General features: G+C 62.2%; 16 protein-coding genes. 1 reads left to right on the top strand and 15 read right to left on the bottom strand.

Annotated elements, in window-relative coordinates; all coding sequences use genetic code 11:
* Positions 1-70: 70 nt before the first annotated feature.
* The 15 genes from LC334_RS18460 to LC334_RS18530 form a co-directional block, all read right to left on the bottom strand.
* Positions 71-1,315 (bottom strand): BatD family protein, encoded by a 1,245-nt coding sequence (locus tag LC334_RS18460; protein ID WP_085801865.1) that lies wholly within the window; start codon positions 1,313-1,315, stop codon positions 71-73.
* Entirely contained in the window at positions 1,312-1,995 is a 684-nt protein-coding gene (locus LC334_RS18465; protein WP_085801866.1) for a tetratricopeptide repeat protein, read from the bottom strand. Before LC334_RS18465 ends, LC334_RS18460 begins: the two co-directional genes overlap by 4 nt.
* The gene (locus LC334_RS18470; protein WP_223413067.1) at positions 1,995-2,984 is read right to left on the bottom strand and encodes a vWA domain-containing protein; all 990 of its coding nucleotides are present in this window, start codon (positions 2,982-2,984) and stop codon (positions 1,995-1,997) included. Before LC334_RS18470 ends, LC334_RS18465 begins: the two co-directional genes overlap by 1 nt.
* Positions 2,918-3,871: a VWA domain-containing protein gene (locus tag LC334_RS18475; protein WP_085801868.1), complete on the bottom strand. Its 954-nt coding sequence runs from the start codon at positions 3,869-3,871 to the stop codon at positions 2,918-2,920. The genes LC334_RS18470 and LC334_RS18475 overlap by 67 nt, the downstream gene beginning before the upstream one ends.
* Positions 3,864-4,238 (bottom strand): hypothetical protein, encoded by a 375-nt coding sequence (locus LC334_RS18480; RefSeq protein ID WP_085801869.1) that lies wholly within the window; start codon positions 4,236-4,238, stop codon positions 3,864-3,866. The genes LC334_RS18475 and LC334_RS18480 overlap by 8 nt, the downstream gene beginning before the upstream one ends.
* Positions 4,239-4,240: 2 nt before the next feature.
* On the bottom strand, positions 4,241-5,140 hold the full coding sequence (locus tag LC334_RS18485) for a DUF58 domain-containing protein (RefSeq protein WP_085801870.1): 900 nt from the start codon (positions 5,138-5,140) through the stop codon (positions 4,241-4,243).
* On the bottom strand, positions 5,140-6,042 hold the full coding sequence (locus LC334_RS18490) for an AAA family ATPase (RefSeq protein WP_223413070.1): 903 nt from the start codon (positions 6,040-6,042) through the stop codon (positions 5,140-5,142). Before LC334_RS18490 ends, LC334_RS18485 begins: the two co-directional genes overlap by 1 nt.
* A 158-nt stretch (positions 6,043-6,200) precedes the next feature.
* Positions 6,201-7,172: a hypothetical protein gene (locus LC334_RS18495; RefSeq protein ID WP_139836484.1), complete on the bottom strand. Its 972-nt coding sequence runs from the start codon at positions 7,170-7,172 to the stop codon at positions 6,201-6,203.
* 25 nt (positions 7,173-7,197) lie between these two features.
* Complete coding sequence (gene pqqE / locus LC334_RS18500) at positions 7,198-8,331, bottom strand: pyrroloquinoline quinone biosynthesis protein PqqE (protein WP_370737947.1); 1,134 nt, start codon at positions 8,329-8,331, stop codon at positions 7,198-7,200.
* Entirely contained in the window at positions 8,331-8,612 is a 282-nt protein-coding gene (gene pqqD / locus LC334_RS18505; protein ID WP_085801874.1) for a pyrroloquinoline quinone biosynthesis peptide chaperone PqqD, read from the bottom strand. Before pqqD ends, pqqE begins: the two co-directional genes overlap by 1 nt.
* Complete coding sequence (gene pqqC / locus LC334_RS18510) at positions 8,609-9,361, bottom strand: pyrroloquinoline-quinone synthase PqqC (RefSeq protein WP_085801875.1); 753 nt, start codon at positions 9,359-9,361, stop codon at positions 8,609-8,611. The genes pqqD and pqqC overlap by 4 nt, the downstream gene beginning before the upstream one ends.
* A complete protein-coding gene (pqqB, locus tag LC334_RS18515; RefSeq protein WP_085801876.1) occupies positions 9,358-10,254 on the bottom strand; it encodes a pyrroloquinoline quinone biosynthesis protein PqqB in 897 nt (298 codons plus the stop codon). The genes pqqC and pqqB overlap by 4 nt, the downstream gene beginning before the upstream one ends.
* A gap of 42 nt (positions 10,255-10,296) precedes the next feature.
* Positions 10,297-10,398 (bottom strand): pyrroloquinoline quinone precursor peptide PqqA, encoded by a 102-nt coding sequence (gene pqqA / locus LC334_RS18520; RefSeq protein WP_085801877.1) that lies wholly within the window; start codon positions 10,396-10,398, stop codon positions 10,297-10,299.
* A gap of 78 nt (positions 10,399-10,476) precedes the next feature.
* A complete protein-coding gene (locus LC334_RS18525) occupies positions 10,477-11,160 on the bottom strand; it encodes a response regulator transcription factor (protein ID WP_085801878.1) in 684 nt (227 codons plus the stop codon).
* Positions 11,161-11,169: 9 nt separating this feature from the next.
* Positions 11,170-12,774, bottom strand: coding sequence for a sensor histidine kinase (locus LC334_RS18530; RefSeq protein ID WP_085801879.1), 1,605 nt, complete (start codon positions 12,772-12,774; stop codon positions 11,170-11,172).
* A gap of 238 nt (positions 12,775-13,012) precedes the next feature.
* On the opposite strand from LC334_RS18530, the gene LC334_RS18535 reads away from it, so the two are divergent.
* On the top strand, positions 13,013-13,246 hold the full coding sequence (locus LC334_RS18535) for a helix-turn-helix domain-containing protein (RefSeq protein WP_085801880.1): 234 nt from the start codon (positions 13,013-13,015) through the stop codon (positions 13,244-13,246).
* Positions 13,247-13,327 lie beyond the last annotated feature (81 nt).

Genomic DNA, 13,327 nt, shown 5'->3' on the forward strand with positions numbered 1-13,327 from the left:
GCAACTGGCCCGTGAAGCAAGGGTCGTGTGTTGACGTATGTTGGTGCGGCAAATTCATGCTTTTCGTTTGTTATTCGACGGTTGAAGGATTCAGGGGCGTTTTGCGCAGATCGAAATCACGGCGTGGCACCCGCAGGGAGGTCCCGTAGGCGCAGGCAAAACCAGGCGCATCCCATTGCTGTGGCGTGGGGCCGAAAAGCGCACTGTCCAGTTCGCGCAGCAGCGCCGCCCTCTCTGCCTCGGGTTCATAGAGCGCGTCCAGCGCATGGGCCGCACGCCGCAGCATACGTCGATCGTTCCGTTGCGCTGCGCGCCGTAACTGCCGCCAAACCCGCCAACGTATCAGCCAGTTTTGCGCCGGCACAAAAGTAACGCTGCGCCGCCGCAGGATCAGCGCCAGCCCAATACCAAACGCCAACACGGCGGCACCTACCACCCTGCCCGGCCACAGCCGCGCCTGCCGCTCCGGAGGGGTGACAGGCCGGGTGTCCGCGACGATCGCATCGCCAAAGGCAATGCGCTGCACTGACATTTCCACCTCGCGATCAACCCGCGCTACCGTATCGAAATAGCTGAAAGTGATCGGTTCCAGAATGGCCGAACGCCCGTTGGTCGGCGTTATTGTCCAGCGCCAGAAGGCGATCGCGCGGGGCCCGTCCGGAGTCAGCTCCACCAGCCGTTTTTCCGGATGCGCAAAGATCAGCGCCGAGGGCGAGCGCAGCTCAGGCATGGGCGGCATCATGTCAGGGCTTGCCCCGAGCGCGGACAGCCTGACAACACGCAACACCCCCTCCCCTTCCTTCAGCTGATCCGGCGCATTTGACCAATCATCCGTCACCTTCAGCCCGCGCACCGGGAACCACCAGTCATCACGTTTCGGCTCCGCCTGCACCTCGATGCTCAGCGGGTCGGAACTGATCGTATGCTCAAACCATTTGTTGTCTTCATCCAGCAGGGTAAGCGTATGCTGAAACCGGCCCACTTCCAGCGTGCCGAACTCATCGGGAAAGATCGCCATACGGCGGCGCATGTTTTTGACCGGCAGTCCGTCGATCAGGCTTTCGTACCAGAAATCCTCGCCCAGCTGCATCCAGCTGAACCCCTCAAAATCCGGCTGAATCAGCTGCTCGCGGGTAATATGGCGCTTATAGATACCGTGGATGGTCAGCAGGATCATCTCTTGCCGGTAGGGTGTAGTCGGCAGTGCCTCGACCTGCAATTCCAGCCTCAGGTCATCCGGGTTCACACTGCGCGTCTGCGCCGCGGCGATGGTCGCGCTCATCAGCGCCAGTATGAAAGCGAGCCAGATCCTCACCACTCCGTCTCCTGCGGAATCTGCCCGGTGCCCGCCTTGCGCCGCGCTTTATGTTCGTGGGCGATACGCGCGGCCAGAAACGCGCCCGGCACATCCTCCAGCGTTTTCAACCAGCGGTCATTTGCAACGATGAACACGTCGTCAAATACCCGGCGCACGCCCAGCTGTTCATCCGATTGCAACGACGGCAGAGCCAGCGTCGCGCCTGTGTTTGTCACCTCGTCTCCGGTACCGGCAGCGCGGGCGTCACCGCGCGCGACCGGCGCACGTACCGTTTCGCCCTCGCGTTTCTCCGACAGAAACACCGTGTCCGCCTCCAGCGCCGTGCCCGCGTAGAACGCGCGCAGCAGGTCGAAATTCGCCCGCGCCTGCGGGTCTTCGCGGATCGCCAGTGCCAGATCATACGCCTCGAGCGCGGCGGCGTATTGCCCGGCCTGAGCGAGGGCGTTCCCCCGGTTGTAGAGCGCTGCAGGTCCTGCCGAATCAAAGGCTTCTGCTGCAGCCGTATAATTCCCGGCCCGGTAGAGGGCCACACCCTGCCAATCCGGCGTCTGCAACAAGGCTGCTGCGGTTTGCGGCATCCCCAGCGACAGCACCACCCGGCCAAACGGGTCAGTCCCGCCGATGAGTAGCGCCAGCACAAAGGCGAAAGTGGCCGCTATGCCCGTCACCAGACGCATCACGCCTTCTCCCGCCGGAACATGAACAGAAGCGGCATCATCGCAAGGACCAGCAGATAACGCCCGATATCCTCCAAGAGCAAAAGCCGCAGGTCCTGCCGTTCCAGCCGCGCAGCCCCTGCCCCGCCAAGCGCCTGCATGAAAGCGCGCAGATCGTCACTGGCAAAAACGTCCGCCCCGCCCGCCAGCTTGGCAAAGGCCTCTGGCGGCAGCGCAGCGCTGTCGCCCACGCTGGTCTGAACCGCGACCACCGAAAGCCGCGCGCCAAGCGCGCTGATCCGGTCAGCGGCCTTTGTCACATCAGGGCCGAACCCCCCGCCATCGGTCAGCCAGATCACATCCCCCGCCAATATCTGCGCCTGCTCCAGCAGATCGGCCGCGTCGCTCAGCGCCAGCGCAGGCCGGTTGCCCCGATCCGGTACGGTCTTGTCATCCAACAGCGCGATGGTTTGCCCAAGCTGCTCGTGATCGGTGGTCAGCGGTGACGCGACATAGCTGTCCCCGGCATACACCACCAACGCCGCCGGTTTACTGCCCAACACGCTCAGCCCCCCCCGCGCCATGGTAATCACCGCCGGCCAGACCGGATCACGCGTCATCGAGCCCGAGACATCCATGACAAACACCACCCCGTCGAGATTACGGAAGGTCTGCGCGCTTTTCGTCTGAACCGCAGGACCGGTCAGCGCCAGCACCACACCGCCCGCGACAAGGAATGGCAAGGCGCTGACAAGGGACCGCCGGCCTTTCTCCATCCGACCCATCCGGGCCAGCGCCTGCAGCAACTCGGGTTGAATATGTGCCTGCCAGTCACCGGGCCGCCCCGCCCGGCGCATCCACAGCACCGCCAGGGTAGCAATCACCGGCAGGGCTAAAAACCACTGGGGCCGCAGAAAGATAATCTCCCATCCCGCCATCATCATCACGCCTGCCTCGTCAGACCGGCCCCAAGGGCGAAAAGACCGGCCAGCAGCGCGGGCCAGATCCACAGCTGCCGGTATGTTTCGGCCGCAAGCCCCGACCGTGCAGTGGGTTCCAGTGCATCAAGACTGCGCGCAGCCTCACGCAACTCCTGAGCGGTACGTACGTGGAACATCTCTCCACCGCTGGCCTTTGCCACGCCGCGCAGGGTTTTCACATCCACAACGCCGCGATCATCCGGCGCTTCCTCACGCGATACCGGCCCCAAGGCGAGCGTGTGCACCCGCACGCCCATCCGGGCCGCCAGTCCGGCCACATCCAGCGGAGTTGCTTCCCCGGCATTGTTTGCCCCGTCCGACAGCAGGATAATCACCTTGGTTTCGGCGTCCGAAACCTCCAGCCGCTTCAAGGCGATCCCCATCGCATCCGAGATATTCGTGGCTCGTCCCGAAATGCCGATCACCATGCTCTCAATGCTGCGGGCAACGGCCTCGATATCGAATGTCGGCGCGGCGGCGACATAGGCCTCGGAGCCGAATACCACCAGCCCGACCCGATCACCCGCGCGCGCGCGGGCAAACTCGGCGCCGACGGCCTTGACCACTTCCAGCCGCGTGGCCTGTGCACCGTCGAGTTCAAAGTCATCGCGGATCATCGACCCGGACAGATCCAATGCCAGGATCAGGTCGCGCCCGGTCATCGGCAACGCCTGTTGCGGAGCCAGCACCCGTGGACCGGCCAGCGCGATCACCAGCAATGCCCAGATCAGCGTTGGCACGGCCAGCCGGGCGCGTGCGCCCATCGACCCTTTCGGGCTGCCCGCCAGGATATGTCGCCCGACGCCCTCGGGCACAATCAGCGCCGCCCCGGCAAAACTCTGCGGCGGCGCCAGCAGATACACCACCGGCGGAACCAGCAAAAGCAGCAGCAGAACGGGGCTGGCAAAGTCAGGCATGTGTCCCCTGCCCGTCTCGCAATTGCGCTTCGATTTCTTCGGGTCTGGGGAACTCACCTGCGCCATAGAGAGACGCGACCGCTGGCAGCGCGATACCTTCGTCGCGGGCCAGATGCAGCAAGGCAACGCTGCGCTCAGCCGCGGGCAACTCCCGCAGCGCATCGATCCGGACCGCCAGCGACGGCGTGGTCGCCTGCACGCCACGGCGCGACGCCGTCACCAGAAGCGCGACGAGCCAGGCCAGGGCCAGACCGGCCCCGGCAGCCACCAGCATTTCCGCCACCTGACCGCCGGCAGCCTCGGCGGGCAGTCGAATGTCATTCAGCGCGCCCAGCATGGTCTCCGTATCCATCTGCCGCTCTGCCATGGTCAGCGCTCCGCCACCGCACGGATCATCGCATCGCGTGTCGGCTCTCCGGCGTCGACGCGCCAAATGTCGTAATCCGGCAGCCTGTCCTCGGCCTGTCCCGGACGGGCAAACTGCGCATCGCGCCGCGTACCGTCGCTGCCATAGATCGGATAATGCCCGGCTGGCAGATCATTCAGCGCGCGGTCCTCGATCCGCAGAATCTGCGGCCTGCGGTGTTGCGCCAGCCGACCCATCACCGCATCAAACCCGGGGCCAAGACTGTCCATCGCGCTGGCAAGAACCACGCTTGCTGCGCGCGGCACGATACGGTGCAGCCCCGACAGCGCGCGATCCAGCGGCGGGTCGCGGAAAAGCCGCGCCTCGCCCCCCTGCCCCGCCGCACGCATAGCCGCGTCAAGAGCAGTTTCATGTGCGTCGACCAGGCCGCCGATCACCGCCAGCATACCCCGCAACTTGCCCTGCGTGCGGACGATCACGGGGGCTGTTTCGGTCAGGGCCAGAAGGCCGACGCGCCCGCCTTCCTCTACGGCCTGCCAGCCGATCCATGCCAGCGCCTCGGCCGCCGCGACCGAGCGGAACGCCCGACGCATCCCCCACAGCATCGAGGGTCGGAAATCCGCCACCAGAAAGGTCACCTTGTCGCGTTCATCATGGAAGGTGCGAATGTGCAATTCCCCCGTGCGCGCGGTGGCGCCACGGTCCAGATGACGCATGTCATCGCCATGAATATACATCCGGCTGTCGGCCACCACCTGGCCATGACCGCGCTTGGAAATGGCGAAGCCGCCGGGCAAGCCGCTCAGCGGCGGTTTCTTTTCTGTCCGCGCGCGCAGCACGGCGCTGCGTTGCGCGATCAGCGCTTCGGCGGTGACGCGGGTGCCGTCGCCGGGGGCGGCCATCACAGCGCCTCTGTCGCGGCCAGAATATCAGCGATCACCGCACGGGGCCTGCGCCCTTCGGCCGCCGCGGCCCAACTCAGGACCATCCGATGCGCCAGCGCGTCTGCGGCCACGGCATCCACATCTTCGGGCAGCGCATGGTCACGCCCGGCCAGATAGGCGCGCGCCCGTGCCCCCGCTGCCAGCGCCAGCGTACCACGCGGTGAAACCGCATGTTCAATCTCATCGGAAAACGGACCCTTGCGTGTCGCCACGACCAATCTGGCGATGTAATCCCGTAGCGCCGGCGACAGATGGATGCCCACCACATCCCGCCGCGCCTGCATGACATCCTCCAGCGCCAGCGCATCGGGCTCCGCCGCACCCTGCTGGCTTTCCGCCTCAACCAGATCAAGGATGCGTCGCTCGGTCTCCAGCCCCGGAAGATCCAGCACGATATGCAAAAGAAACCGGTCCAGCTGCGCCTCGGGAAGCGGAAAGGTGCCTTCATGTTCAATCGAATTCTGTGTGGCGATCACACAAAATGGCTCGGGCAACGCATGGGTGGTTGACCCGCTTGTCACCTGGGTTTCGGCCATCGCCTCCAGCAGCGCCGACTGCACCTTGGGCGGCGCGCGGTTGATCTCATCCACCAACACCAAATTGTGAAACACCGGCCCGGGGGAAAAAGCGAACTTGCCGGTCTCGGGGTTGAACACATCCGTGCCGGTCAGATCCGACGGCAACAGGTCGGGCGTACATTGCACCCGGGCAAAACTGCCGCTCAGTGCGCTTGCCATCAGCTTGGCCGCGCGGGTCTTGGCCAGCCCCGGCGCGCCCTCGATCAGCAGGTGCCCGCCCGTCAACAGCCCGATCAGCAACCGTTCGATCAGATCTTCACTGCCGATCAGGCCCGCCTGCATCCACTGGCGCAGTCCGCTGATCCGGGCAAACCGGTCCTCTGTCAGCTCGGCTGAGGCATCCTCTGCCACGCGCATCCCTCCCATATTTCCTTGCCAAGGTCATCGTCAGTTTTGCCCAAGCCTGCCACAATTGCCATACCACCCTTGGTCTAGGCTTTTCAGCCCGGCCAGGTCTGGCAGGTCTCGTCAAGCATCGCGGCAAACCGGTCATCGCGCATTGTGATCCGGGTCTTGGCAAGCAACGTTCCCAGCTCTGCCTTGAAGTACGTCAGCAGTTCCGGCGTGTTCGAATTTCGCAGATTGGCCCCGGCCAAAGTATGCAGCATCAACACATCAAAACCACATAAACCGTAGGGATTACTTTCCAGAAGCCCCGTCATAAATTCCTCAGATTTCCACGAAAGATAGCGCAGATTGCTGGGGAATTCCTGAAGTTTTGAGTAAAACGGCGTATTTCTTTCAAATTTCAGAATGTCTGCGCCAAACGTCACAACCTGAAACAACTCTTCGATCAGCATCGAACTGTAAAATGCCTGCTGCAAGGGGGACGGATTGACCGAGCCGGGTTGGCTGATCAACAGATGCGCCGTTGCCCCGTTTCGCCCGAAAAATCCGTTGGTCTGCGCGGGCGACAAAACCGGCTCGTGCCAGTGTTTCGGAAAACGGATATCGAACACCTTGTCGAGCGCGCGCAGATCGGCATTAAACCTTCCATAGGGCGGGCGGCCAGAATAGAGCCGGATATAGGTGCGCTGCGGCGTCGGGCAGCTGTCAATATTCCCATCGACATAAGAGACCGGTACACGGCGGCCATAAATCTCACCCAGAAGCGTGGCGAAACTATCAATCACGGCGCGAGTCTGCGGATGAGGCGCTTCTCCGATCACACAAACTGGTCCCAGGGCCACTTCGGAGCTGTTAAACTCCACCTCTGGCAAATCCGGCGGGCGCCGTACGCGCGAGGAATGAATTTCATACACCCAGCCCCGCCGTACCAGCTTCAGCAACTCCGCCGGTGCTGGCAGGGTCAGACCATCCGATGCCCCCGCGGGCGGTGGCGGCGCCATCAGCAAAAACACGAAAAGCAGGAAGTTCAGGCGAAACAGATACCGTATTTTAGTTCTCTGCACCCGTTGCCTCATGCGGCCAGCGCTCTCATTTCCCGGGCTGGCCGCGATAGGTCAGCTCGGCATCCGGCGCGTGCGAAAACTGCTGTGCTCGAGCCTGCAAATCCGCATGCAAGGGCGATTTGACGCAAACCGGATCGGTTGCCGCCGGATCGCCCGCCAGCGCCATGGCCTGACAACGGCAACCACCGAAATCATGGGCCTTGCGCGGACAGGATTTGCACGGCTCCTGCATCCAGTCGAACCCGCGATAAGCGTTGAATGCCGCCCCGCGATACCAGATTTCCGCCAGCCCCTTGTCGCGCACATTGTCAAAGCTCAGGCTCTGGATCGTCTGTGCGGCGTGGCAGGGCAGCACTTCGCCATCCGGTGCCACGTTAAGGCCGGTGGTGCCCCAGCCACCCATGCAACGCTTGGGATAGTCCGAATGGTAATCGGCGGGCACGTAATCCAGCACCAGCCGCCCCTTCAGCCGTTCGCGCGCTTCAGCCACCACGCGGCTGGCCTCCTCGGCCTGTTCCTTTGTGGGCATCAGCGCGTCGCGATTGACCATAGCCCAGCCATGAAACTGTACAATCGCCACTTCGATCCGGCGGGCGCCCATCTCAAGCGCCATGTCGATGGCGTCGGGCAGCTGATGCAGGTTCTGCCGGTGCACCACCGCGTTCAGCGTCAGGGGAAAACCGATTTTCCCAATCCACTCTGCCACCTGCATCTTGCGCTTGAACCCGCCCTTGTAGCCGCCGACCCTGTCGGCCATGCCGGCATCAGTGCCCTGTAGTGACAGCTGAACATGGTCCAGCCCGGCCTCGTCCAGCGCGGCCAGCCGTCTTTCGGTCAGCCCGATACCCGAGGTGATAAGATTGGTGTAAAGCCCCGCCTTGCGCGCGGCCACCACCAGATCTTCCAGATCTCGCCGCGAGGCCGGTTCGCCCCCGGACAGATGCAGCTGCAATACGCCAAGTTCAGCGGCTTCCTGAAATACCCGTACCCAGTTTTCGGTTTCCAGCTCGCGGCTGCGCTGCGCCAGCTCCATCGGGTTGGAACAATAAGGGCAGGACAACGGACAGCGATGCGTCAGCTCAGCCAGCATGGCGATGGGCGCCGGTATCCCCAGCCGCTTGCCTTCCGCGCGCCAATCCATCGGGGCGGTGCCGTCCATCATGCTTCCTCCAGAATGCGCCGGTCCATCAGCCCGCGCAGGAACTCGCCCGCATCCGCGACGATCTGTTCCAGCGGTGCGGCATAGGCCTCGGCCAGCCCTTCGGTGATCGCGCCAAAGCTGCGTGTTCCGTCGATCTCGGACAGGATCGCATAGCCGACCTGATCCAGCGCCACGGCCCGCTCAGGCGCCAAAAGCACCCATTGCTCGCGCACCTCATCCCGGTGCAGCCGCACGCCACGCGGGATCACTGGTATGGCTTCGGGGGCGACCTGGCTCATGACGCCACCTTCTGCCGGGTCTCGAAGGTTCCGGGCTGCCAGGCACCGGGCGGAATGCGCCCCGGCTCCACATAGGCACTGTACAGTGCATCAAGCTGAGACCACAGAACATTTGTCTTGAAAATCAGAGCATTGGCAGCTGCATCTTGCTTTTCTGCGGTATCCGCATGATCCAGCACCCACGCCAGGCCAAAGGCTACATCCTTGGGCGCCTCCTTCAAACGGTTCTTGAAATAGGACAGGCTGCTGTCATCGGCAAATTCGTAATTCTGCAAGAGCCCCTCGATCCGCTGGGCATGAATTTTGGGCGCGAATAGCTCGGTCAGGGACGAGGCCACCGCCTCAAGCAAGGTCTTGTCACGCACGAAACGCACATAGGCATCAACGGCGAATTTGGTGGCAGGCAGCACGCCCTCGGTGCTGGCAACATAATCGCGGTCCAGTCCCACGGCATCGGCCAGCCGCAGCCAGCGCTGGATGCCGCCCTCATTCTCATCAGTGCCATCGTGATCTTCAATCCGGCTGCGCCACGCCCGCCGCAGGGCGGGGTCTTCGACCCGGCTCATAAAGGCCGCATCCTTCATCGGGATCGACGCCTGGTAGTAGTACCGGTTGATCACCCAGGCGCGCACCTGTTCGGGCGTGCACCCGCCGGAATGCAACAGATGGTGAAACGGATGCCTGTCGTGATAGCGCTCTGCCCCGATCTGGCGCAGACGGGCCTCAAAGGCGTCCTTGTCCGGCGTCATAGCTCAATCTCCATACCGTCCTGCGCGATCGTCCATCCCGCCGCCTCAGCCTCGGCCTTTTCCTCTGACCTGGGCCGCAGCACAGGGTTTGTGTTGTTCATATGAACATAGACCTTGCGACCGATCTGCATACCCTCAAACGCAGCAATCGACCCGTCTGGTCCTGACATGGACATATGGCCCATACGCTGCCCGGTTTTCTGGCTCAGTCCGGCGGTGACCATTTCATCATCGCGCCAGAGCGTGCCGTCGAACATCACCATATCAGCACCCGCAACCCGCGCTTTCAGATCTGGTTTGAACAGCGCGCAGCCGGGAATATAATACACTTCCCTGCCCTGCCCCTGCAAATGCACACCCACGGTCTGCTCGCCCTCCAGATCGGTTTTGACCTCTTCGCCCTCCAGGTAAAGCGGTACCTTGCCAGGCACTGCAAACAGCGTGGCAGTGATGCCGCTGACCAGATCAAAAGGCGTATCTAGCGCGATGGTTTTCCGGATCACCAACTCCGGTTTTAACGCCCCAAAGATGGGATTGTCGGCGATGACCTGATGTATCTCGCGGGTGGCGAACAGCGAAAAGGGTTGCTGCTCTCTGAGCGTCAGTAAGCCCGCCACGTGATCGATATCGCCATTTGTCAGCAGCACTGATTTCAATGGGCTGACGCGCAAATCCGTTGGGTGTAGTGCCGGTATGCGTGCCATCTGATCACGAATATCGGGCGAGGCGTTCAGAACGGCAAAATCAGCACCATTGGTACTGACGGCGACGGAACTTTGCGATTGAGGGGGAATGTCACCACGGCGCGCGAGATTGCAATTCTCACAACCGCAGTTCCACTGAGGCAAGCCGCCACCAGCAGCAGCCCCTAAAACATATGCGCGGAACACTATTCTGTCCTCCGCGCATACCTTAGGGAATTCGGGTTAGCCCTATCAGAACAGGTCTTCGTGCTCGCGCTCTTCACCTTCGGGGCCGTACATATTGATTTCCATGCCGCACTCGATTTCGCGCAGTACCGGTTTGTTCCATGCCATGAGTCAATCCTCCAATTAAGCTGCATCATTTGTCGCATTCCACACCGATTCCATCAACGTTTATTATGTAAGAAGAAATTAAGAGCGCTCTGCCCCGGGCTGTTTCAGAACAAAGCCGCGATTACGTATCGTGCTGATTTCAATTCCAAATTCCTCAATAGGCGCCAGTTTTTTGCGCAGGTAGCCGATATATACGTCCACCACGTTTTCCGACGATGTGCCCTCGGCGGCCCAAAGCGTGTCGAAGAGATCATAGCGTGACATCACCTCGCCCTCATTGGCCCAAAGCATCTCCAGCAGAGAAAATTCGCGTTCGGTCAGCTGCACGGCGTGACCGCCAGCGCGGATCGTGCGGGTGTCACGCTCCAGCACCGCGTGCGGGACAACCGGTCGGGCGGCACGGTGCAACTGCACCTTCAGCCGGGCCAGCAATTCGTCAAAGGAAAACGGCTTGACGATATAGTCGTCCGCCCCCGCCTGCAGCCCGGCGGCGCGGTCCTCAACCTCGGCCAGGGCCGACAGCATCAGGATCGGCGTATCATGCCCGGACCTGCGTACGCGCGTCACCAGGTCCAGCCCGCTTTCGGCACCTATCATCACATCGACAATCGCCGCCGACAGCCCGCCTGCCCCGAACTTTGTTTCAGCCGCAGCAACGTTGCTTTCTGTCAACGTGTCATAGCCATGCATTCTCAGCCCGCGCGCCAAGGCGTCGGTGATCTCGGGGTCATCATCGACAATCAGTATTCGGTCGTCGGTCATGACCGCAGATTACCCTGACACACGGGGTAGAAAAACCGTGACTAAAGTACCGGTGCCATCATCCAACCGGCGCTCCTCTGGCACCGGGCTTGTCAGAGTGATCCGGCCCCCCTGCCCTTCGATGATCCACCGCGCAAAACTCAGCCCGATGCCAAACCCCTTCGAGGCCCCCGCTCCGCCTGCCTGCGAAAACCGGTCGAGTACGCTCTCCAGCTGGTCGGGCGGGATGCCGGGGCCGTTGTCGATCACCCGCACCAGCGAGCCGTCCCCCTCCTGCCCCACTTCGACCCGCACCTGACCACCGTCGCGGGCGTGACGTACGGCATTTTCCAACATGCCGGTGATCACCTGCCGCACCCAGTTGCGATCCCCGCACACCGGCGCTGTCGCGGCATCCAGCGTAATCACCATGCCCGCCGTTTCGGCCACGCTCTGCATGTCGGCCACCGCCTTCTCGGCGGCTTCGCCAAGGTCAAAATCGGCGGTCTCCAAATCCAGCATACCTGTTTCCGATCGTGCGATGCGCAACAGATCGTCGATCCGCTGGTTCAATCGCTGCGCGCGGCTGCGGATCACGCCGTAAGGTCCGTCCCGGGCAGCGCCGGACTTCAGGGCCAGCTCGGCCTCCATCAGGATCACAGTCAACGGTGTGCGCAGCTCATGGCTGACATCGGCAAAGAACCGGCGGCGATCCTCGTCCCGTTTTGCCAAGGCATCATTGGCCTTACGCAAAGCCTCGGTACGTTCCGCGATAGTCTGGTTGAGCCGCCCCCACTCGTGCTTAACGTCAGATTTGCGGCGCGCCAGCGCCTCTGCCATCTCCTGTGTCGCGGCAAAAACGCGGCCAATTTCGTCATCCATGTTACGCGGCAGATCGATCTCGAACTCCTCGCGCCCGATCTGCTCGGACGCCAGCCTGAGACGGTCCAGACGCCCCAACTGAGGCCGCACCAGCACCAGGTAGAACCCCGACACCAGCAACACCGCCAGCGCCCCTACCGCAAGCGCCACGCGGGTCAACCGTTGGCGCAGGGTTGCGACCCGGGCCACGGCTTCGTCGCGAAAGCGGCGCTCTTCCGTGATCGCGGTATTGAGCAACGGATCAAACCCGATGGAAAACGCGTTGATCTGGCCCTGGATGCGGCTGGCGCGTTGGCTGGCATCCCCGGATGCGCGGGTCACTTCTTCGATGCGGTCCAGCGAAGTATTGAATAGCGCCTCCATCCGGGCCACCCCGATGGACCGTGTCGCGCGGCGCGACTGTTCGTCAATATCATCCGCCTCGGCCACGGTGCGGTCCAGATCCTCGCGGATCAAAGTGAAATACCGCTGCGTGTTCTGCACCAGGCCCGCCAGCCGCGCATCCAGCAACTGCGGATCAAGGTCTGACTGCGCCGCCTCATAAAGCACAACAATGACCGAGCCGATGTTATTGGCCAGCGTCGAATAATGCTGAATCCGCTGTTCTGCGGCGACGATGGATTGCAGTTGGTCGGACATCAGCGTTGTCGCGCGGATGGTCAGGCTGGAGGCCAGCACGGCGATCGTCCCGATCAGTGCCGCGCTCAGCAAAAGCCGCGCGCGCAGGCTTCGCATGGCGCGAAGGGAAAACATTGCCGGGCTGCCCTTTCCTTTGATCTGCTCCGGATGGTGGACCAGAGCATATCAAGAACGCAAGCGCGATATTGGTCGGCATGGTCCGGCCCGAAACAACAAAGCGGCCACCATCTGCCGCCGCTTTTTCAGAAGTTACCAATTGGTAATTTTGTATTCCGCGACTGGCTGTTGCACGTCGCTACTATGCATTCAGGCCGTCCTGCAATTGCCCCCGATTAGGCGTCTACCTGCGCCAGTGCCGCGGGCACCATACGTGACGGCCTGCAATCGCCAGCGGGCGTTTTCGATAGAGGAACTGGACGTGTTTCAGTGCCTGTCGAATGACATGACCATCGAAGAAGAAGCAGATCATCTCGATATCAGCGCCTCTACGGTCAAGGCGCGCCTAAAGACAGCGAGGGATCGCTACGGAGTTAAAACGAACACCTGGCTGGTGGCGAATGCCCTCAGGGCGAATTTGATTAGCTAAAAACGCTATTCAAGGAATTGAAATTAAAGAGCTATTTTATTGGGAAAATTTAGGCGCGCAAGCAAGTTTTGTTGAGCAAGG

This window comes from Roseovarius aestuarii, from assembly GCF_019966515.1.
In the GTDB taxonomy this organism is placed as follows: Bacteria; Pseudomonadota; Alphaproteobacteria; order Rhodobacterales; family Rhodobacteraceae; genus Roseovarius; species Roseovarius aestuarii.

Bases quoted from the DNA above. Each gene is read 5' to 3' on its own strand.
- pqqD (WP_085801874.1), bottom strand. From the start codon at position 8,612: ATGAGCCAGGTCGCCCCCGAAGCCATACCAGTGATCCCGCGTGGCGTG.
- LC334_RS18530 (WP_085801879.1), bottom strand. From the start codon at position 12,774: ATGTTTTCCCTTCGCGCCATGCGAAGCCTGCGCGCGCGGCTTTTGCTG.
- pqqC (WP_085801875.1), bottom strand. From the start codon at position 9,361: ATGACGCCGGACAAGGACGCCTTTGAGGCCCGTCTGCGCCAGATCGGG.
- LC334_RS18485 (WP_085801870.1), bottom strand. From the start codon at position 5,140: ATGGCCGCCCCCGGCGACGGCACCCGCGTCACCGCCGAAGCGCTGATC.
- LC334_RS18465 (WP_085801866.1), bottom strand. From the start codon at position 1,995: ATGCGTCTGGTGACGGGCATAGCGGCCACTTTCGCCTTTGTGCTGGCG.
- LC334_RS18525 (WP_085801878.1), bottom strand. From the start codon at position 11,160: ATGACCGACGACCGAATACTGATTGTCGATGATGACCCCGAGATCACC.
- LC334_RS18475 (WP_085801868.1), bottom strand. From the start codon at position 3,871: ATGCCTGACTTTGCCAGCCCCGTTCTGCTGCTGCTTTTGCTGGTTCCG.
- LC334_RS18490 (WP_223413070.1), bottom strand. From the start codon at position 6,042: ATGCAGGCGGGCCTGATCGGCAGTGAAGATCTGATCGAACGGTTGCTG.
- LC334_RS18480 (WP_085801869.1), bottom strand. From the start codon at position 4,238: ATGGCAGAGCGGCAGATGGATACGGAGACCATGCTGGGCGCGCTGAAT.
- pqqA (WP_085801877.1), bottom strand. From the start codon at position 10,398: ATGGCATGGAACAAACCGGTACTGCGCGAAATCGAGTGCGGCATGGAA.
- pqqE (WP_370737947.1), bottom strand. From the start codon at position 8,331: ATGGACGGCACCGCCCCGATGGATTGGCGCGCGGAAGGCAAGCGGCTG.